Origin of the sequence: Streptomyces griseoloalbus, from assembly GCA_014650015.1 — a bacterium.
Taxonomy (GTDB): Bacteria; Actinomycetota; Actinomycetes; order Streptomycetales; family Streptomycetaceae; genus Streptomyces; species Streptomyces griseoloalbus.
Genome location: BMUD01000032.1, coordinates 49,935 through 68,588, shown reverse-complemented (window position 1 = coordinate 68,588; position 18,654 = coordinate 49,935). Strand labels below are relative to the sequence as shown.

The 18,654-nt window shown below is 72.4% G+C and carries 16 protein-coding genes; 13 read left to right on the top strand and 3 right to left on the bottom strand.

The annotated features are described in order from the left end of the window. Positions 1 to 196 precede the first annotated feature (196 nt). From IE178_RS32480 to IE178_RS32440, 9 genes are all read left to right on the top strand, one after another. On the top strand, positions 197 to 874 hold the full coding sequence (locus IE178_RS32480; protein WP_184765827.1) for a response regulator: 678 nt from the start codon (positions 197 to 199) through the stop codon (positions 872 to 874). A 176-nt stretch (positions 875 to 1,050) separates the two neighbouring features. After that, positions 1,051 to 3,783 carry a DNA translocase FtsK gene (locus IE178_RS32475; RefSeq protein ID WP_193514735.1) on the top strand — a complete coding sequence of 911 codons (2,733 nt, stop codon included), beginning with the start codon at positions 1,051 to 1,053 and terminating at the stop codon, positions 3,781 to 3,783. A gap of 238 nt (positions 3,784 to 4,021) precedes the next feature. Then, the gene (locus IE178_RS32470) at positions 4,022 to 4,855 is read left to right on the top strand and encodes a helix-turn-helix domain-containing protein (RefSeq protein ID WP_184765829.1); all 834 of its coding nucleotides are present in this window, start codon (positions 4,022 to 4,024) and stop codon (positions 4,853 to 4,855) included. Between the two features lie 91 nt (positions 4,856 to 4,946). Next, positions 4,947 to 6,422 carry a 30S ribosomal protein S12 methylthiotransferase RimO gene (gene rimO, locus IE178_RS32465; protein ID WP_193514734.1) on the top strand — a complete coding sequence of 492 codons (1,476 nt, stop codon included), beginning with the start codon at positions 4,947 to 4,949 and terminating at the stop codon, positions 6,420 to 6,422. Beyond that, the gene (gene pgsA / locus IE178_RS32460) at positions 6,419 to 7,303 is read left to right on the top strand and encodes a CDP-diacylglycerol--glycerol-3-phosphate 3-phosphatidyltransferase (RefSeq protein ID WP_184765831.1); all 885 of its coding nucleotides are present in this window, start codon (positions 6,419 to 6,421) and stop codon (positions 7,301 to 7,303) included. The genes rimO and pgsA overlap by 4 nt, the downstream gene beginning before the upstream one ends. Beyond that, positions 7,300 to 7,845: a CinA family protein gene (locus IE178_RS32455; protein ID WP_184765832.1), complete on the top strand. Its 546-nt coding sequence runs from the start codon at positions 7,300 to 7,302 to the stop codon at positions 7,843 to 7,845. Before pgsA ends, IE178_RS32455 begins: the two co-directional genes overlap by 4 nt. Positions 7,846 to 7,954: 109 nt before the next feature. Then, on the top strand, positions 7,955 to 8,338 hold the full coding sequence (locus IE178_RS32450) for a helix-turn-helix domain-containing protein (protein ID WP_184765833.1): 384 nt from the start codon (positions 7,955 to 7,957) through the stop codon (positions 8,336 to 8,338). A 184-nt stretch (positions 8,339 to 8,522) separates the two neighbouring features. Next, positions 8,523 to 8,993 carry a Dps family protein gene (locus IE178_RS32445; protein WP_184765834.1) on the top strand — a complete coding sequence of 157 codons (471 nt, stop codon included), beginning with the start codon at positions 8,523 to 8,525 and terminating at the stop codon, positions 8,991 to 8,993. A 126-nt stretch (positions 8,994 to 9,119) separates the two neighbouring features. Continuing rightward, the gene (locus tag IE178_RS32440) at positions 9,120 to 9,407 is read left to right on the top strand and encodes a hypothetical protein (RefSeq protein ID WP_193514733.1); all 288 of its coding nucleotides are present in this window, start codon (positions 9,120 to 9,122) and stop codon (positions 9,405 to 9,407) included. A 47-nt stretch (positions 9,408 to 9,454) separates the two neighbouring features. On the opposite strand, the gene IE178_RS32435 is transcribed toward IE178_RS32440, so the two are convergent. Both IE178_RS32435 and IE178_RS32430 read right to left on the bottom strand, forming a co-directional pair. Continuing rightward, positions 9,455 to 10,285 (bottom strand): Fpg/Nei family DNA glycosylase, encoded by an 831-nt coding sequence (locus IE178_RS32435; protein WP_193514732.1) that lies wholly within the window; start codon positions 10,283 to 10,285, stop codon positions 9,455 to 9,457. Between the two features lie 92 nt (positions 10,286 to 10,377). Then, positions 10,378 to 15,324: an ATP-dependent helicase gene (locus tag IE178_RS32430; RefSeq protein WP_193514731.1), complete on the bottom strand. Its 4,947-nt coding sequence runs from the start codon at positions 15,322 to 15,324 to the stop codon at positions 10,378 to 10,380. 97 nt (positions 15,325 to 15,421) lie between these two features. Here IE178_RS32430 and IE178_RS32425 point away from each other — a divergent pair, with 97 nt between their 5' ends. From IE178_RS32425 to IE178_RS32415, 3 genes are read left to right on the top strand one after another with little or no spacing between them, the layout of a single operon-like run. Then, entirely contained in the window at positions 15,422 to 16,420 is a 999-nt protein-coding gene (locus IE178_RS32425) for an AraC family transcriptional regulator (RefSeq protein WP_438874432.1), read from the top strand. Next, positions 16,417 to 17,037 carry an AzlC family ABC transporter permease gene (locus IE178_RS32420; protein WP_438874431.1) on the top strand — a complete coding sequence of 207 codons (621 nt, stop codon included), beginning with the start codon at positions 16,417 to 16,419 and terminating at the stop codon, positions 17,035 to 17,037. Before IE178_RS32425 ends, IE178_RS32420 begins: the two co-directional genes overlap by 4 nt. After that, complete coding sequence (locus IE178_RS32415) at positions 17,034 to 17,342, top strand: AzlD domain-containing protein (protein ID WP_193514729.1); 309 nt, start codon at positions 17,034 to 17,036, stop codon at positions 17,340 to 17,342. Before IE178_RS32420 ends, IE178_RS32415 begins: the two co-directional genes overlap by 4 nt. Positions 17,343 to 17,435: 93 nt before the next feature. Here the strand turns inward: IE178_RS32415 and IE178_RS32410 are convergent, their stop codons facing one another. Beyond that, positions 17,436 to 18,380, bottom strand: coding sequence for a hypothetical protein (locus IE178_RS32410; protein WP_193514728.1), 945 nt, complete (start codon positions 18,378 to 18,380; stop codon positions 17,436 to 17,438). Positions 18,381 to 18,458: 78 nt separating this feature from the next. Here IE178_RS32410 and IE178_RS32405 point away from each other — a divergent pair, with 78 nt between their 5' ends. Then, the gene (locus IE178_RS32405) at positions 18,459 to 18,653 is read left to right on the top strand and encodes a DUF3046 domain-containing protein (protein WP_184765841.1); all 195 of its coding nucleotides are present in this window, start codon (positions 18,459 to 18,461) and stop codon (positions 18,651 to 18,653) included. The last annotated feature ends 1 nt before the right edge of the window (position 18,654 follow it).

Sequence of the window (18,654 nt, the reverse complement as noted above, 5' to 3'; positions counted from 1 at the left end):
TGGACTCCCGCCGCGTTTCTGCTATGTGCACAGTGACATCGCGGTGACAGGGTGTGTCGACGGGCGGGGTGCGGCTACGATGTCCGGCACGAGGACGGGCGGCGCAAGGGAGTCGTCCCCTGGGGCGGTACCCACCGGTGCGTCCTCAGGTCCTGTGGACAGGGGAGGCCCCAAGCCGGGGCGAGGAGGGCGGGCCATGGTGCAGAAGGCCAAGATCCTCCTGGTCGATGACCGGCCGGAGAATCTGCTGGCGCTGGAGGCGATCCTCTCGGCGCTCGATCAGACGCTGGTACGGGCATCGTCCGGGGAAGAAGCGCTCAAGGCACTGCTCACGGACGATTTCGCGGTCATCCTGCTGGATGTCCAGATGCCGGGCATGGACGGTTTCGAGACCGCCGCGCACATCAAGCGGCGGGAGCGGACCCGGGACATCCCGATCATCTTCCTCACCGCGATCAACCACGGCCCGCACCACACCTTCCGTGGGTACGCGGCGGGTGCGGTGGACTACATCTCCAAGCCGTTCGACCCGTGGGTGTTGCGCGCGAAGGTCTCGGTCTTCGTCGAGCTGTACATGAAGAACTGCCAACTGCGGGAGCAGGCGGCGCTGCTGCGGCTCCAGTTGGAGGGCGGCGAGAAGGACGCCGATGAGTCGAAGGAGTCGGCGGGGCTGCTCGCCGAGCTCTCGGCGCGGCTCGCGGCCGTCGAGGAGCAGGCCGAGGCGCTCACCAAGCAGCTCAACGACGAGTCGACCGACGCGGCCGCGGTGGCCACGGCGGCCCATCTCGAGCGCAAGCTCACGGGGTTGCGGCGGGCGCTGGACGCTCTCGAGCCGGGGACCGGCGGCTCACCCTCGGTGCCGTCGCAGAACTGACCCCGACGGCAGGGTGGTTGCCCGGTCCGTTCGGAGGTGACGGGGCCTGAGGTGGTGTCACACCGCTTTCCCTGTTGCCCCTGGGCGTCACCTTCGCACCTCGGCGAGAGCGACACGAACGGGTGAAGCATCCGTCACGCGTGTCCCCTGCCGTCTCCACCGGTAACCTCACACCTATGGCCTCACGTCCCTCCGCAGCCAGGAAGCCGCCCGCGAAGAAGGCGGCCGCCCCCGCGAAGGCTCCGGCGAAGAAGGCCGCTGCCAAGAAGGCCCCGGCGAAGAAGGCACCCGCCAAGAGGGCCGCGGCGAAGAAGCCGGCGCCCGCACCGGCGCCGAACCCGACCAGCGGCGTCTACCGGCTCGCGCGCGCCCTCTGGCTGGGCCTCGCGCACGCCGTCGGCGCCGTCTTCCGCGGCATCGGACAGGGCGCCAAGAACCTCGACCCCGCCCACCGCAAGGACGGCGTCGCCCTGCTGCTGCTCGGCATCGCGCTGATCGTCGCCGCGGGCACCTGGGCGGACCTGAAGGGCCCCGTCGGCGACCTGGTGGAGATCCTCGTCACCGGGGCCTTCGGCCGGCTCGACCTGCTGGTGCCGATCCTGGTCGCCGTGATCGCCGTACGGTTCATCCGGCACCCGGAGAAGCCGGAGGCCAACGGACGGATCGTCATCGGTCTGTCCGCGCTCGTCATCGGTGTCCTCGGGCAGATCCACGTCGCCTGCGGCTCGCCCGCCCGTGGTGACGGCATGCAGGGCATAAGGGACGCGGGGGGTCTCATCGGCTGGGCCGCGGCCACGCCGCTGTCCTTCACCATGACCGACGTCCTCGCCGTGCCGCTGCTGGTGCTGCTCACGATCTTCGGTCTCCTGGTCGTCACGGCCACCCCGGTGAACGCCGTTCCGCAGCGCCTGCGTCAGCTCGGCGTGCGGCTCGGACTCGTCCGCGAACCCGAGCCGGAGGAGTTCGGCGCGGACGACGAGCGCTACGAGGAGCAGTGGCGCGAGGCGCTGCCCACGAGCCGCCGCAGGGGCCGCAGGGACCCCGAGGAGTACGACGGCGACGGCGTGGAGCAGGAGGCGCTGTCCCGGCGCCGGGGCAGGCCCCGCAGGTCCTCGGTGCCGCAGCCCGGCAGGGACCGGCCCATGGACGCCGTCGACGTGGCCGCCGCCGCGGCCGCGGCGCTGGACGGCGCCGTGCTGCACGGGATGCCGCCGTCGCCGGTCGTCGCCGACCTGACCCAGGGCGTGAGTGCCGGCGACCGTGAACCGACCACACCGGCGCCGGTCCCGGCCGCGCGCCCGCAGCAGGAGAAGCCGACGGCGGACAGGCCGAAGCAGCAGAAGACGCCGGCGGGCGTCCTGGACATGACGAAGGCGCCGCCCAGCGAGCCCCGTGACCTGCCCGCCCGCGCGGAGCAGCTCCAGCTCTCCGGCGACATCACCTACTCCCTGCCCGCCCTCGACCTGCTCCGGCGCGGCGGCCCGGGCAAGGCGCGCAGCGCCGCCAACGACGCCGTCGTCGAGTCTCTGCGGAAGGTCTTCACGGAGTTCAAGGTGGACGCCGCCGTCACCGGCTTCACCCGCGGCCCGACGGTCACCCGCTACGTGGTGGAACTCGGTCCGGCCGTGAAGGTCGAGCGGGTGACCGCGCTGACCAAGAACATCGCGTACGCCGTCGCCAGCCCGGACGTGCGGATCATCAGCCCGATCCCCGGCAAGTCCGCGGTCGGCATCGAGATCCCGAACACGGATCGGGAGATGGTCAACCTCGGCGACGTGCTGCGGCTCGCCGAGTCCGCCGAGGACGACGACCCGATGCTGGTCGCCTTCGGCAAGGACGTCGAGGGCGGCTACGTCATGGCCTCGCTGGCGAAGATGCCGCACATGCTGGTCGCCGGTGCCACCGGATCCGGCAAGTCGTCCTGCATCAACTGCCTGATCACGTCGATCATGATGCGGGCGACCCCGGAGGACGTCCGGATGATCCTGGTCGACCCCAAGCGCGTCGAGCTGACGGCGTACGAGGGCATCCCGCACCTGATCACGCCGATCATCACCAACCCCAAGCGGGCCGCCGAGGCGCTCCAGTGGGTCGTGCGCGAGATGGACCTGCGCTACGACGACCTGGCCGCCTACGGCTACCGGCACATCGACGACTTCAACCGCGCGGTGCGCGAGGGCAAGGCCAAGCCGCCCGAGGGCAGCGAGCGGGAGCTCCAGCCGTACCCCTATCTGCTGGTGATCGTCGACGAGCTGGCCGACCTGATGATGGTGGCCCCGCGCGACGTCGAGGACGCCATCGTGCGGATCACGCAGCTCGCGCGGGCCGCCGGTATCCACCTGGTGCTCGCCACACAGCGGCCGTCGGTCGACGTCGTGACCGGTCTGATCAAGGCGAACGTGCCCTCCCGGCTGGCGTTCGCCACCTCCTCGCTCGCGGACTCCCGCGTCATCCTCGACCAGGCCGGCGCCGAGAAGCTGATCGGCAAGGGCGACGGGCTGTTCCTGCCGATGGGCGCGAACAAACCGACGCGTATGCAGGGCGCGTTCGTGACCGAGGAGGAGGTCGCGGCCGTCGTCCAGCACTGCAAGGACCAGATGGCGCCGGTCTTCCGGGAGGACGTCGTCGTCGGGACCAAGCAGAAGAAGGAGATCGACGAGGACATCGGCGACGACCTCGACCTGCTGTGCCAGGCGGCCGAGCTGGTCGTCTCCACCCAGTTCGGGTCGACGTCCATGCTCCAGCGCAAGCTGCGCGTCGGCTTCGCCAAGGCCGGCCGGCTGATGGACCTCATGGAGTCCCGCAACATCGTCGGACCGAGCGAGGGTTCCAAGGCTCGTGACGTTCTTGTGAAGCCTGATGAGCTGGATGGCGTGCTCGCGCTGATCCGGGGGGAGTCTGAAGGGTAGACGGTCTCCTCGAGGATCCCTGATGGTCGATCGTGACCCACCCGTGAGGGATCATTGGGCAACCGTTTCCCGTCGGCGTACGTCAAGTTGAGGGAAGCGACAGACAAGAGGCCCACCATCGGGATGTCGGGCCATTCCGATGGCGTACAAAGTACGACCGCCCGGTTGCCCCACCCTCTCGTACCCCTCCTAGACTGAACCTCCAGCACAGGCGGCTACACGCTCGAAAGGCGCCCCCGTGTCCATCGGCAACTCCCCTGAAGACGAGCGTCCCTTCGAAGACGTTTCCGAGGAAGCCCGCCCCTCCGTCGGCCGTGCGCTGCAGCAGGCGCGGATCGCCGCCGGGCTCACCGTCGACGACGTCAGTACCGCCACCCGGGTCCGTATCGCCATCGTGCATGCCATCGAGGCGGACGACTTCGCCCCCTGCGGCGGCGACGTCTACGCGCGCGGGCACATCCGGACCCTGGCCAAGGCCGTGCACCTCGATCCGGCCCCGCTGATCGCCCAGTACGAGGCCGAGCACGGCGGCGGCCGTCCGGCCCCGACCCCGGCCGCCCCCCTGTTCGAGGCGGAACGCATCCGCCCGGAGCGGCGCGGACCCAACTGGACCGCCGCCATGGTCGCCGCGATCGTCGTCGTGATCGGCTTCGTCGGGTTCACGATGGTCAAGGGCGGCGACGACGGCGGCGAGTCCAACGTCGCCGATGGCAGCGAGTTCACCACGTCCCCCTCGCCCACCACAAAGACCAAGAAGCCCGCCGACCCCGAGCCGGAACCGTCGGACAGCGCCATCGCGGCCGCGCCGCAGGACAAGGTGACCGTCCGGGTGACCGCCGCCGACGGACGCAGCTGGATCTCCGCCAAGGACCACAACGGCCGGCTGCTCTTCGACGGCCTGCTCAAGCAGGGCGACTCCAAGACCTTCCAGGACAGTTCCAAGGTCAACCTGGTCCTCGGTGACGCCGGCGCGATCGACCTGTTCGTGAACGGCAAGAAGATCGAGGACGACTGGCAGCCGGGCGCGGTCGAGCGCCTGACCTACACCAAGGGCGACCCGCAGGCCGGATAAGCGGCCCCCGGGGCACGTCGGCCCGGGGTGGGCCATGATGGGCCAGCCCCGTCGACATGGGGTGTCGGCGGGACGAAGTAGTCTTGAGCCCATGCCTGAACGCCGTACCGTCGCACTCGTCACCCTTGGCTGCGCCCGTAACGAGGTGGACTCGGAGGAGCTCGCAGGCCGTTTGGAGGCGGACGGCTGGCAGCTCGTCGAGGACGCCGAGGACGCCGACGTCGCCGTCGTCAACACCTGTGGTTTCGTCGAGGCCGCCAAGAAGGACTCGGTCGACGCCCTCCTTGAGGCCAATGACCTCAAGGGACATGGAAGAACGCAGGCCGTCGTGGCGGTGGGCTGCATGGCCGAGCGGTACGGCAAGGAGCTTGCCGAAGCCCTTCCCGAGGCCGATGGCGTGCTCGGTTTCGACGACTACACCGACATCTCCGACCGCCTCCAGACCATTCTGAACGGCGGCATCCACGCCTCCCACACCCCGCGGGACCGGCGCAAGCTGCTGCCGATCAGCCCGGCCGAGCGCCAGGACTCCGCCGCCTCGGTCGCCCTTCCGGGACACGGTCCGGTGGATCTGCCGGAGGGCCTCGCCCCGGCCTCCGGCCCCCGTGCGCCCCTGCGCCGCCGTCTGGACGGCTCCCCGGTCGCCTCGGTGAAGCTCGCCTCCGGCTGTGACCGGCGCTGCTCCTTCTGCGCGATCCCGTCCTTCCGCGGCTCCTTCATCTCGCGCCGGCCCAGCGACGTGCTGAACGAGACGCGGTGGCTGGCCGAACAGGGGGTGAAGGAGATCATGCTGGTCTCCGAGAACAACACCTCCTACGGCAAGGACCTCGGTGACATCCGCCTGCTGGAGTCCCTGCTGCCCGAGCTGGCCGACGTCGACGGCCTGGAGCGGGTGCGCGTCAGCTACCTCCAGCCGGCCGAGATGCGGCCCGGCCTGATCGACGTGCTGACCTCCACCCCGAAGGTCGCCCCGTACTTCGACCTGTCCTTCCAGCACTCCGCGCCCGACGTGCTGCGCGCGATGCGCCGCTTCGGTGACACCGACCGGTTCCTGGAGCTGCTCGACACCATCCGGAGCAAGGCGCCCCAGGCCGGTGTGCGCTCGAACTTCATCGTGGGCTTCCCCGGGGAGTCCGAGGCCGACCTCGCCGAACTGGAGCGGTTCCTGAACCACGCGCGGCTGGACGCCGTCGGCGTGTTCGGCTACTCCGACGAGGAGGGCACCGAGGCGGCGACGTACGACCGCAAGCTGGACGAGGACGTCGTCGCCGAGCGACTGGCACATGTGTCCCGGCTGGCCGAGGAGCTCGTCTCGCAGCGCGCCGAGGAACGGGTCGGAGAGACCGTACAGGTGCTGGTGGAGTCCGTGGACGAAGCGGAGGGCGTGTACGGCCGGGCGGCGCACCAGGCCCCCGAGACGGACGGCCAGGTGCTCCTCACGAGCGGCGAGGGCTTGTGCGTCGGCCGTATGGTCGAGGCGAAGGTGGTCGGCACGGAAGGTGTCGACCTGGTGGCCGAGCCGCTGTTCCAGGGTTCGCTCGCGTGTAGTGAGGAGGCGGGCAGATGACGGGTGTCCCGGCATCGGCGGCAGGAGGCCCCTCCGGCGCGAGGAGGGCGGCGAGCGTCACCCCCGGGGGTGTTCCCGGGGCCGGGCGTGAGGCGCGGGGCGCGGCTCAGGGATCGTCCGGCGGCGCTGCGGCGAGGCGTGGGATGTCCGGTCGTGGCTCGGGCGGTGCGCAGCCGCATGCCGACGAGGCCGCTCGGGTCGCCGCATCCCGAGGCGGCTTCGACGGCGGTGCCGACGCCGAGGACGGCGCGAAGTCGGCGCGCGGCGGGAAGATCGCGGCGGCGGCCGTCAACCAGGCCAGCGTCTGGAACATCGCCAACCTGCTGACCATGCTCCGGCTGTTCCTGGTACCGGCGTTCGTCGCGCTGATGCTCGCCGACGGCGGATACGACCCGGCGTGGCGGTCGCTGGCCTGGGCGGCCTTCGCCATCGCCATGATCACCGACCTGTTCGACGGTCATCTCGCGCGGACCTACAACCTCGTCACCGACTTCGGGAAGATCGCCGACCCCATCGCCGACAAGGCGATCATGGGAGCGGCACTGATCTGCCTCTCCGCGCTGGGCGATCTGCCGTGGTGGGTCACCGGGGTGATCCTCGGCCGGGAACTCGGCATCACACTGCTGCGTTTTCTGGTCATTCGCTACGGCGTGATCCCGGCCAGCCGCGGGGGCAAGCTGAAGACCCTCACCCAGGGCGTGGCCGTCGGTATGTATGTGCTGGCCCTGACGGGGTGGCTGGCCACGCTGCGCTGGTGGGTGATGGCCGCGGCGGTCGTGCTGACCGTGGCGACCGGACTCGACTATGTGAAACAGGCCATTGTGCTGCGCAGGCAGGGAATCGCCGAGCGCAAGGCCGCGTTGGAGGAGACGGAAGCGTGAGTTCCAGGGCCACCGAGGTGGTGCGACTACTCACCGTGAACGGTGGAACCCTCGCCGTGGCCGAGTCGCTGACCGGTGGCCTGGTGGCGGCGGAGATCACCTCCGTCCCCGGGGCGTCCAAGGTCTTCCGGGGTTCGGTGACGGCGTACGCGACCGAGTTGAAACATGAGCTGCTCGGTGTGGACACCACTCTGCTGGCGCAGCGAGGAGCGGTGGATCCGCAGGTGGCGGCCCAGATGGCGGCCGGTGTCCGCAAGACGCTGGGCGCCGACTGGGGCATCGCGACCACCGGTGTGGCCGGTCCGGACCCCCAGGACGGACAGGCCGTCGGCACGGTGTTCGTGGCCGTCGACGGCCCTTTCGGCGCGGGTTCCGGTTCTGCCGGTGGCGGAAAAGTGGAGCATCTGCGGTTGAACGGCGACCGTGCGGAAATTCGTAAGGAGAGTGTACGGAGCGTACTCGCACTGCTCCTGACGGAGCTGGCGGGCGAACAGACCGGGAATGAGCGGGCACAGGATACGGAACGGAACGGGGGGTTTTGATGTTTGCAGCCCTGAGTGAACACGACATCGCTCCCCGCACGGCCGCGGCGCGAGGCGGTACGGTGGGGCGAGAAGGATGCGGCTACGCGGTCCGAGGAGGGAGCCACCGATGATTCTGCTCCGTCGCCTGCTGGGTGACGTGCTGCGTCGGCAGCGCCAACGCCAGGGCCGTACTCTGCGCGAAGTCTCCTCGTCCGCCCGAGTCTCACTCGGCTATCTCTCCGAGGTGGAGCGGGGGCAGAAGGAGGCTTCCTCCGAGCTGCTCTCCGCCATCTGCGACGCGCTGGACGTACGGATGTCCGAGCTCATGCGGGAAGTGAGCGACGAGCTCGCCCTCGCCGAGCTGGCCCAGTCTGCTGCAGCGACCCCCAGCCAGCCCGTACCCACGCCGGTTCGTCGTCCGATGCTGGGTTCCGTTTCGGTGACCGGTGTGCCTCCGGAGCGGGTGACGATCAAGGCGCCCGCCGAGGCGGTGGACGTCGTCGCCGCGTGAGCGTGGCGCTCCGCGCGTGCGCGGTGTGAAGGTGTGAGATGCCCCGGTAGGGGCCTTTCCGGGGAGATCCGGAAGGGTGCCGCCGGGGTTTTCGCATGCGCGGGACGTTCCGTGTGCGTTTGCCGGTGCGGCGCGCGGCGGTCATCGTTGAGGGACGAGGCGGGGGACAGCCACGGAGGTGCGGATGTACGTCGTGAAGAGCCCGTTGTCCGACGCGAATGTGAAGACCGTGTCCGAGGCGCTGCAGGGCGCCCTGGTCGATCTGGTGGATCTCGCCCTGGTCGCGAAGCAGATCCACTGGAACGTGGTCGGGCCACGCTTCCGTTCCGTTCATCTCCAGCTCGACGAGGTCGTGACCCTGGCGCGCACGCACTCCGACACGGTCGCGGAGCGCGCCGCGGCGCTGGGCGTCTCGCCCGACGGGCGCGCCGCGACGGTGGCCGTCGGCAGCGGGATCGGAGTGACTCCTGAGGGCTGGGTCGACGACACGGCCGCGGTGGGCACACTCGTGGACGCGCTGGGTGCGGTGATCGCCCGTATGCGGGAGCGGGTCATGGCGACCGCGGAGCCGGACCCGGTCAGCCAGGACGTCCTCATCACGATCACTGCCGACCTGGAGAAGCAGCATTGGATGTTCCAGGCCGAGAACGGGTGACGTGGCCCTGGAGGGCCGCGGGCCCTTCGCACGGCGCTTCGGGGGACGTGGTGCGCCTGTGTGCCGCCGGTGCGCCCTGTTCGCGGGGGTGTGCGTCCTCATAGCGTCGGTCCGGGGGTGGGGGCCGTGACGACGGGGCGGGCAGTGCGCTGGGGTGCGGTGCTGGGGGTCGGCGCCCTGTGGTGGTGGGCGGTGACGCGGCTGCTGCTGGTGCCCGACGCCGGTGCGCTGGAAGGGGCGGTCGCGGCCGGCGGGTGGGGGCTCGGTGTGCTGCCGGTGCACTGCGTGCCCAAGGCGAGGGCGGAAGCGGTGCTTGCGGCCGGCCGGTGGCGGCGGGCCTGGCGCGCGGGCGGCGCCGCCGCGCCGGAAGCCTGGATGGGTAGCGGTACGGAGGGACCGCACGAGCAGACCTGACCGCAAGAGTCACTTGGTGTGGTGCGGCGCTTGCTTACCGAGTGCGGTCAGCGGGTGGCGCGGGGGAGGGTGCGGGGCGATCGGGTGGGGACCGGGCCCGGTTGGCAGGTGGGGCACCAGTACGTGGGGCGCTCCCGGGAGCCGTCGCCCTGGTCGGCGAGGCGGACGGGGGTGCGGCAGCGCAGGCAGGGGCGCGGTGCGCGGCCGTACACGAACAGGTCCTGGCCGCGGCGGCCCGTCGTGCTGCGGATCGGGCGTTCTCGGTTGAACTCCAGCAGTTCCCTGGCGAGTCCGGGCAGCTGCGCGGCCCGTTCGGCGGGCAGGTCCCCCACGGGAAGCCAGGGGGTGACACCGAGCAGGAAGCAGAGCTCGCTTTTGAAGACATTGCCGATTCCGGCGAGGTTCCGCTGGTCCAGCAGGGCCTCGCCGAGGGGGCGGGCCGGGTCCTTCCTGAGGTTGGCCAGCGCCAGGTCGGGGTCCCAGTCGGGGCCGAGGAGGTCGGGTCCGAGGTGGCCGACCGCACGGGCCTCGTCGGCGGTGCGCATCAGTTCCAGGACGGGGAGCCGGTAGCCGACGGCGGTGCGGTCGGTGGTGCCGAGGATGGCGCGGATCTGGTGGGCGGGGCCGCCGTTCCAACGCTGCCCGTCCGCGTACACGCGCCAGGAGCCGTCCATCCGCAGGTGCGAGTGCAGGGTCAGGCCGCCCTCGACGCGGGTGAGCAGATGCTTGCCGCGCGGGGTGACATCCAGCACGGTGCGGCCGGTGAGGTCGGCCGTGGCGAACCGGGGCACCCGGAGGTCGCTGCGGGTCAGCACCTTGCCCGCGAGGGCGTCGTGCAGCCGTCGCGCGGCCTGCCAGACCGTGTCTCCTTCGGGCATGCGTCCAGGGTTGCACGTCGGCCGACTGTGGTGCTCCGCCGGTCCGACGGGCTGCTGGGCCTGCTCGGGCGGCCGGGGCGCCGACGCGTCGGTCAGGCGCGCAGGCGCAGGCCCCGGGGTGTGGCGACGAAGCCCGCGGCCTCCAGGAGGGTGCCCAAGGGGGACGTCAGCGCCGAGGCGCCGTTGACGCGCTCCACGGTGACCGTGCCGAGAGAACCCGCGCGTGCGGCTGCGGCGAGGGCTTCCGCGGCGGCCGGCAGGCGGGGGTCCTCCGCGGGCTCGTCGTCGGGGCCGGCGAGCCAGGCCAGCAGCGTCTTGCCGCCCCGCTCCATGTAGAGCGTCAGCTCGCCGTCCACCAGAACCACCAGGGAGCCCGCCTTGCGGCCGGGCTTGTGCCCGGCGCCGGTCGGCGGCTCGGGCCAGCCCAGAGCGGCACCGTACGCGTTCGCCGGGTCGGCGGCGGCGAGGACGACGGCCCGTGAGACGCGGTCCGCGCCGGTACGGCGGCCGGCGAACGGGTCGTACGACGGACGTCCGCCGTTCTGCCAGGGCGGAAGCGCCTGTGGGGCTCTGTCGCGCGGGGAGACGTAGTCGCCCGGCGACGGACGGGGATCCCGCGTGTCGTCCTCGCCGGGGAACGCGCCGGGGAAGCCGTCGCGCCCCGCGACGCTCCGGTCGGGGCCCTCGGCGGTGGAGGCGAAGCCGTGGGGGGCGAAGGGGTCGGGGGTGTCGCCGAAGGCGGCGGGCACGCCCGCATCGGGGACGGTCGTGCCGGGGGCGGCCTGCAGGCCGTCACCCCGCTCGCGGGCGTTGGCCGCCGCGCGGAGGCGGTCCACCGCACCGTCCATCGCGAACTGGGCGGCGCCCAGTCCTTCCACCACATAACCGCGACGGGCCTGACCCGTCTCCTCGAAGGCGGACAGGATGCGGTACGTCGCCGAGAAGCCGCCCTCGACGCCCTCCGCGGAGACGGCGCCCCGGGTCACCACACCGTGCCGGTCGAGCAGGGTGCGGGCCAGGGCGTGGGCGCGGATCGTGGGGTCGGCCTCCCGGTCCGGGAGCAGGGACCAGCGGCCGGCGACGGTCGGCGGGCCGGTGCGGGAGGCGCTGCGGGCGGCTGCCGTGAGCGAGCCGTAGCGCCCGCGCGGGACCGAGCGCTTCGCGCGGTGGGCCGTGGAGCCCGCGGTGCGGCCCGAGCCCAGCAGGGAGCGCATCGGGGTGAGCGTGTCGTTCGTGAGCCGTCCGGACCAGGCGAGGTCCCACAGGGCGTCGGCCAGCTGGGGGTCGGTGGCCTCGGGGTGGGTGGTGGCGCGGACCTGGTCGGCGATCTGGCGGAAGAACAGGCCGTAGCCGCCCAAGAGGGCGTCGAGGACGGACTGGTGGAGCGCGGTGAGCTCCAGGGGGTGCGGGGGCGGCAGCAGCAGCGGGGCCGCGTCCGCGAGGTAGAGGGAGACCCAGCCGTCCTTACCGGGGAGCGAGCCGGCTCCGGCCCACACCACCTCCCCGGCCGCCGTGAGTTCGTCCAGCATCGCCGGGGTGTAGCCCGCCACCCGGGACGGCAGGACCAGCTTCTCCAGGGCGGAGGCGGGCACGGAGGCGCCCTGCACCTGCTCGATGGCGCGCACCAGGCCGTCGATGCCGCGCAGGCTGTGGCCCTTGCCGATGTGCTGCCACTGCGGGAGGAACTGGGCGAGCGCGGCCGGCGGCACCGGTTCCAGTTCGTGCCGCAGGGCGGCCAGGGAGCGACGGCGCAGTCGGCGCAGTACGGCCGCGTCGCACCACTCCTGTCCGATCCCGGCCGGATGGAACTCGCCCTGGACGACCCTGCCCGCCGCGGAGAGCCGCTGGAGGCAGCCCTCGGTGACCGCGACACCCAGTCCGAAACGGGCCGCGGCGGTGGCCGACGTGAACGGACCGTGGGTGCGCGCGTACCGCGCGAGGAGATCGCCCAGGGGGTCCTTGACCGGCTCGGTGAACGCCTCGGGCACGCCGACCGGCAGCGCCGTGCCCAACGCGTCGCGCAGCCGTCCGGCGTCCTCGATCGCCGCCCAGTGGTCGACGCCGGCGACCCGCACCCGGATGGCGCGCCGCGCGAAGGCCAGGTCCCGTGCCCACTGCGGTTCGGCGCCCCGCTCGGCCAGCTCGGACTCGGTGAGCGGGCCGAGCACGCGCAGCAGGTCGGCGACGCCCTCCGTGTCCTTGACGCGCCGGTCCTCGGTGAGCCACTGCAGCTCGCGCTCCAGCTCGGTCAGCACCTCCGCGTCGAGCAGCTCGCGCAGCTCCGCCTGTCCGAGCAGTTCGGCCAGCAGCCGCGAGTCCAGCGAGAGGGCGGCGGCGCGGCGCTCGGCGAGCGGGGAGTCGCCCTCGTACAGGAACTGGGCGACATAGCCGAAGAGGAGGGAGCGGGCGAACGGGGACGGCTCGGGGGTGGTGACCTCGACGAGGCGCACCCTTCGGGACTCCAGGTCGCCCATCAGCTCGACGAGTCCGGGAACGTCGAAGACGTCCTGGAGGCATTCGCGGACCGCCTCCAGGACGATCGGGAACGAGCCGAACTCTCCTGCGACCTGGAGGAGCTGGGAGGCGCGCTGACGCTGCTGCCACAGGGGGGTGCGCCGGCCGGGGTTACGGCGCGGAAGCAGCAGTGCGCGGGCGGCGCACTCGCGGAAGCGGGAGGCGAACAGTGCCGAGCCGCCCACCTGGTCGGTGACGACCTGGTCGACCTCGCCCTTGTCGAAGACCACGTCGGCGGCGCCCACGGGAGCCTGGTCCGCGTCGTACTCGGTGCCGGCCTTCCTCGGCTCCTGGTCGAGCAGGTCGAGGCCCATGAGGTCGGCGTCCGGCAGGCGCAGCACGATGCCGTCGTCGGCGTGCATCACCTGGGCGTCCATGCCGTACCGCTCGGAGAGACGGGCGCCGAGCGCGAGCGCCCACGGGGCGTGCACCTGGGCGCCGAACGGTGAGTGCACGACGACCCGCCAGTCGCCCAGTTCGTCGCGGAAGCGCTCCACGACGATGGTGCGGTCGTCGGGGACGTGGCCGCAGGCCTCGCGCTGTTCGTCGAGGTAGGACAGCACGTTGTCCGCGGCCCAGGTGTCCAGTCCCGCCGCGAGGAGCCGCAGCCGGGCGTCCTCCTCGGACAGCGAGCCCACCTCGCGCAGGAAGGCGCCCACCGCGCGGCCGAGCTCCAGCGGGCGGCCCAGCTGGTCGCCCTTCCAGAACGGCAGCCGGCCCGGCACGCCCGGCGCCGGGGAGACCAGGACCCGGTCGCGCGTGATGTCCTCGATGCGCCAGGAGCTGGTGCCGAGCGTGAAGACGTCGCCCACACGGGACTCGTAGACCATCTCCTCGTCGAGCTCGCCGACCCGTCCGCCGCCCTTCTTCGGGTCGGCACCGGCCAGGAAGACCCCGAAGAGGCCGCGGTCGGGGATCGTGCCCCCGGAGGTGACGGCCAGGCGCTGGGCACCCGGGCGGCCGGTGATCTCGCCCGTGACCCGGTCCCACACCACGCGCGGGCGAAGCTCCGCGAAGGCGTCGGACGGGTAGCGGCCGGCGAGCATGTCCAGCACGGCCGTGAAGGCGGATTCCGGCAGTGAGGCGAACGGCGCCGCGCGCCGGACCATGGCGAGCAGGTCGTCGAGCTGCCAGGTGTCCATGGCCGTCATGGCGACGAGCTGCTGGGCCAGGACGTCCAAAGGGTTGGCGGGAACCCTCAGGGACTCGATGGCTCCGGTGCGCATCCGCTCGGTGACCACGGCCGCCTGCACGAGGTCGCCCCGGTACTTCGGGAACACCACACCCGTGGAGACCGCGCCCACCTGGTGTCCCGCGCGGCCGACGCGCTGGAGCCCGGAGGCGACCGACGGCGGTGACTCGACCTGGACCACCAGGTCGACGGCGCCCATGTCGATGCCCAGCTCCAGGCTGGAGGTGGCCACCACCGCGGGGAGCCGGCCGGCCTTGAGGTCCTCCTCGACCAGGGCGCGCTGCTCCTTGGACACCGAACCGTGGTGGGCGCGGGCGATGACCGCGGGCGCGCCCTGGGCGGCTCCGGAACCGCCCATGAGCTCGGCGGGGGAGTGGTGCTCGTCCAAGGGCTCCCCGGTGGCCCGCTCGTAGGCGATCTCGTTGAGCCGGTTGCACAGGCGCTCGGCGAGGCGACGGGAGTTCGCGAACACGATGGTCGAGCGGTGCGACTGCACCAGGTCGGCGATCCGCTCCTCGACGTGCGGCCAGATCGACGGGCGTTCGGCACCCTCCGAGCCCTCGGCGACCGGGGAACCGCCCAGCTCGCCCAGGTCCTCCACCGGCACGACGACGGAGAGGTCGAACTCCTTGCCCGACTCCGGCTGGACGATCTCCACCTTGCGGCGCGGGGAAAGGAAGCGGGCGACCTCGTCCACCGGCCGCACCGTCGCCGAGAGGCCGATCCGGCGGGCCGGCCGGGGCAGCAGTTCGTCCAGCCGCTCCAGGGAGAGCGCGAGGTGCGCTCCGCGCTTGGTGCCCGCGACCGCGTGCACCTCGTCCAGGATCACCGTCTCCACGCCCGTCAGCGCGTCGCGCGTGGCGGACGTCAGCATCAGGAACAGCGACTCCGGGGTGGTGATCAGGATGTCCGGCGGCCGGGTGGCCAGGGCACGGCGCTCGGCCGGCGGGGTGTCGCCGGAGCGGATGCCGACCTTCACCTCGGGCTCGGGCCGGCCCAGGCGAACGGATTCCTGACGGATTCCGGTCAGCGGGCTGCGGAGGTTGCGCTCGACGTCGACCGCCAGGGCCTTCAGGGGTGAGACGTACAGGACGCGGCAGCGCTTCTTCGGATCGGCGGGCGGAGGCGTCGAGGCCAGCTGGTCCAGGGCCGCGAGGAAGGCGGCCAGCGTCTTCCCTGAGCCGGTGGGGGCGACCACCAGCACGTCCGAGCCCTCCCCGATGGCCTGCCACGCCCCGGCCTGGGCGGCGGTGGGCGCGGAGAACGCCCCCGTGAACCAGCCGCGGGTCGCGGGGGAGAAGCCTTCGAGGGCTCGGTGCGGATCGCTGACCATGCGTCCATCGTGCACCCGGCCACTGACAATGCGGCTGAGGCGGGTGGCCGAGGGGTGTTCAGGACAGGGGTGGCCGAGGCCGCGGGACAATGGCCGCATGGCGGAATCGCGCGAGGAACGTGCGCGGCACTGGCAGTACGACGAACTGCCCGGTGTCGATCTGCTGCGTGCCCGGTACATACGGAAGACGTTCGTACGGCACACCCACGAGAACTTCGTGATCGCCGCCATCGCCGACGGAGTGGAGGTCTTCCAACACGGTGGTGGTGACGTGTACGCGGGCGCCGGAGCCCTCGCGCTCGTCAACCCGGACACCCCGCACACCGGCCGGGCGGGTGTCCCCGAGGGATGGCGGTACGGGGCGGTGTACCCGTCGCCGGAGGTGGTGGCCGCGATCGCCGCCGAGACCACCACGCTGCGCGGCACACCGGGGTTCGTCATGCCGGTGCTCGACGATCCGTACACCGTCCATCTGGTGCACCGGGTGCTGCGGGCCACCGACGAGGGCAACGCGCTCGCCGCCGACACCCTGCTCCGGGTGGCCGTCACCCGGCTGCTGCGGTTGAACGGCGGGTTACTGCCGCGGCGCGAGGTACGCACGGCGGGCGCCAGGACCGCCGCACGCGCGCGTGCCCTGCTGGAGGAGCGGATGGCCGAGCCGCCGACCCTCCAGCGGCTGGCCGGCGAACTCGGCACCAGCCCCTTCGCCCTGCTGCGCGCCTTCCGGGACACCTACGGGATGCCGCCGCACACCTGGCTCACCGACGCGCGGGTACGGCGGGCGCGGCGGCTGCTGGACGCCGGGACGGCGCCGGCACGGGCGGCCGTCGCGGTCGGGTTCACCGACCAGCCGCATCTGAACCGGCACTTCAGCCGGATCGTCGGCGTGCCCCCGGGCGCGTACCAGCGCGAGCGCAAGAACGTACAAGACACGCGGCGCGTCGCACCCGTACCGTCCGGGAGGTGGCAACGGAACGGACAGCAACACTCACAGACCTACGGGACGACGCAGGAGGAAAGCCGGACGGCGCCGTCGTACGGGACGCCCTCGGCGTCGGGATCGCCGTCGGACTCTCCGGGTTCGCCTTCGGTGTGACCTCGGCGGGCAGCGGGCTCACCCTCCTCCAGACGTGTGCGCTCAGCCTGCTGGTGTTCACCGGCGCGTCCCAGTTCGCCCTGGTGGGGGCGCTGGCGGCCGGCGGGAGCCCGTTCACGGCCGCCGCGGGGGCGTTCTTCCTCGGGGCGCGCAACGCCTTCTACGGACTGCGCCTGTCACAGCTGCTGGCGCTTCCCCGCGCGGTGCGGCCGTTCGCCGCCCAGTGGGTCATCGACGAGACGGCCGCCGTCTCCCTCGCCCAGCCCACCCGGCGCGGCGCACGCATCGGATTCGTCGTGACCGGGCTCAGCCTGTACCTCCTGTGGAACCTCACGACGCTGCTCGGCGCGCTGGGCGCCGAGGCCATCGGGGACACCGACGCGTGGGGTCTGGACGCTGCCGGTCCCGCGGTCTTCCTGGCGCTGCTCGCACCGATGCTGCGCACCGGCACCGAGCGGACCGTCGCCGGGCTCGCCGTCCTCCTGGGACTCGGTCTGCTGCCCGTCCTGCCGGCCGGCGCGCCGGTTCTGGTGGCCGCGCTCGCGGCGCCGGCCGTCCTGTGGGCACAGGGCCGCAGGAGCACATCGCGCGGTGGCGCACCGGAGGAGGACCGTTGAACATCTGGATCGCGATCGGCGTGACCGCGCTCGGCTGCTACGCCCTCAAACTCGCCGGACTGCTGGTACCCGCCGGGGCCCTCGAACGGCCCCTCGTCCGGCATCTCGCCGCACTCCTGCCGGTCGCCCTGCTCGCCGCCCTGACGGCCCAGCAGACCTTCTCCGACGGCCAGAGCCTGGTACTGGACGCGAGGGCGGCGGGGCTGGCGGCGGCCGGCGTGGCCCTGGTGCTGCGTGTCCCGTTCCTGCTCGTCGTCGGATCGGCCGTCGTCGTGACGGCGGGGGTGCGCGCCCTGGGCGGATGAGGCGGCGGCCACGGTGCTCCGGCGGTACCGCGTTCCGGCGGCACCGCGCGGGGACGCGTTCGGACGGGGGACACAGCGCCGCCGGCCGCTCGGTCAGCCGGCGGGGCGGCCGTACGCCTCCAGCGTTCGCAGGGCCTCGATCGTCACCATGGGGCGGGCTTCCAGGTAGGGGCCCGGCGCCCACTGGCGCCACCGGACGGGCCAGCCGCCGTCCTCCTGCTGCTCGGCCGAGAGGAAGTCCAGGGAGCGTGCCATCTCCTCGTCCGTGAACCACGCGCGCGCCAGGGAGTCCGGCGTCCTCGCGTAGTCGTGCGGGAAGTGGTGCTCGCCCGGGGCGTAGCCCGGCGCGACCGGGTAGGCGTCGAGGTCGTCCGGGTCGAGCGCCGCGAGCCGCTGCCGGCGCACCAGACGGCCCAGCCGGTCCGCGGCGGCCTCCGCGCGGGTGCGGTCGGGGGCGTGGTCCAGGAACGTCACGGCCGCCTGCACCTCGTAGGGGTGGGACCTTTCCAGCGACTCCGTGGCCCGCCAGCAGAAATCCGTGGCGCGGAACAGCCATGCGTGCCACACCTCGCTGCGGTGCAAAAGCCCCACCACCGGCCCGGTGGCCAGCAGCTCGCCGGGCGGGTCGTCCACGACCGGCACGAAGGGTGCCGCCGGGTAGCCGCGCTGACCGGGATGGATCGCCGGAAGCGCGCCGTCCGCCGTGGAGACGGACGTCAGATAGCGGCAGACGTCCTCCGCGCGGCGGCCGTCGCAACGCCCCACGGTGTCCAGCACGCGCAGCGCGCGGGCAGTGTGCAGCGGCTGGCTGACCGGACCGCGCAGATCGGGCTCCAGCCCGTGTCCGTAACCGCCGTCCTCGTTGCGATAGGCGTCCAGTGCCGTCTCCACCGGACCGGCACCGCCGTCGCGGAAGTGGTGGGCGAACAGGTGCTGCTCGAGCACACGCGCGGTGAGCCAGACGAACCGCTCCGCCCGCGCGAGCGGGCCCTGCGGCGGGGAGGTCGGGGGCGTTGGGACAGCTCCGGTGTCGGCCATGGGTCCGACCGTAGGCGGAAAGCGCCGCGGGCAGGCCCACCGGCTCGGGGCCACCCCCGCAGGCGGGATACTGGGGGCATGCGGTTGACGGTTTTCTGGGAGCGGATGACGGAGCACTTCGGCGCGGGTTATGCCGACACCTTCGCGCGTGACCATGTCATGTCCGAGCTCGGCGGGCGCACCGTGCACGAGGCGCTGGCGGCCGGATGGAACGCCAAGGACGTCTGGCACGTGGTCTGCACGGTGATGGGCGTTCCCCGGGAGAAGCACTGAT

What these genes read in the sequence shown, in the direction of transcription:
- IE178_RS32480 (WP_184765827.1), top strand. Translation starts at nt 197, where the DNA reads ATGGTGCAGAAGGCCAAGATCCTCCTGGTCGATGACCGGCCGGAGAAT.
- IE178_RS32475 (WP_193514735.1), top strand. Translation starts at nt 1,051, where the DNA reads ATGGCCTCACGTCCCTCCGCAGCCAGGAAGCCGCCCGCGAAGAAGGCG.
- rimO (WP_193514734.1), top strand. Translation starts at nt 4,947, where the DNA reads ATGCCTGAACGCCGTACCGTCGCACTCGTCACCCTTGGCTGCGCCCGT.
- pgsA (WP_184765831.1), top strand. Translation starts at nt 6,419, where the DNA reads ATGACGGGTGTCCCGGCATCGGCGGCAGGAGGCCCCTCCGGCGCGAGG.
- IE178_RS32450 (WP_184765833.1), top strand. Translation starts at nt 7,955, where the DNA reads ATGATTCTGCTCCGTCGCCTGCTGGGTGACGTGCTGCGTCGGCAGCGC.
- IE178_RS32445 (WP_184765834.1), top strand. Translation starts at nt 8,523, where the DNA reads ATGTACGTCGTGAAGAGCCCGTTGTCCGACGCGAATGTGAAGACCGTG.
- IE178_RS32435 (WP_193514732.1), bottom strand. Translation starts at nt 10,285, where the DNA reads ATGCCCGAAGGAGACACGGTCTGGCAGGCCGCGCGACGGCTGCACGAC.
- IE178_RS32430 (WP_193514731.1), bottom strand. Translation starts at nt 15,324, where the DNA reads ATGGTCAGCGATCCGCACCGAGCCCTCGAAGGCTTCTCCCCCGCGACC.
- IE178_RS32425 (WP_438874432.1), top strand. Translation starts at nt 15,422, where the DNA reads ATGGCGGAATCGCGCGAGGAACGTGCGCGGCACTGGCAGTACGACGAA.
- IE178_RS32410 (WP_193514728.1), bottom strand. Translation starts at nt 18,380, where the DNA reads ATGGCCGACACCGGAGCTGTCCCAACGCCCCCGACCTCCCCGCCGCAG.
- IE178_RS32405 (WP_184765841.1), top strand. Translation starts at nt 18,459, where the DNA reads ATGCGGTTGACGGTTTTCTGGGAGCGGATGACGGAGCACTTCGGCGCG.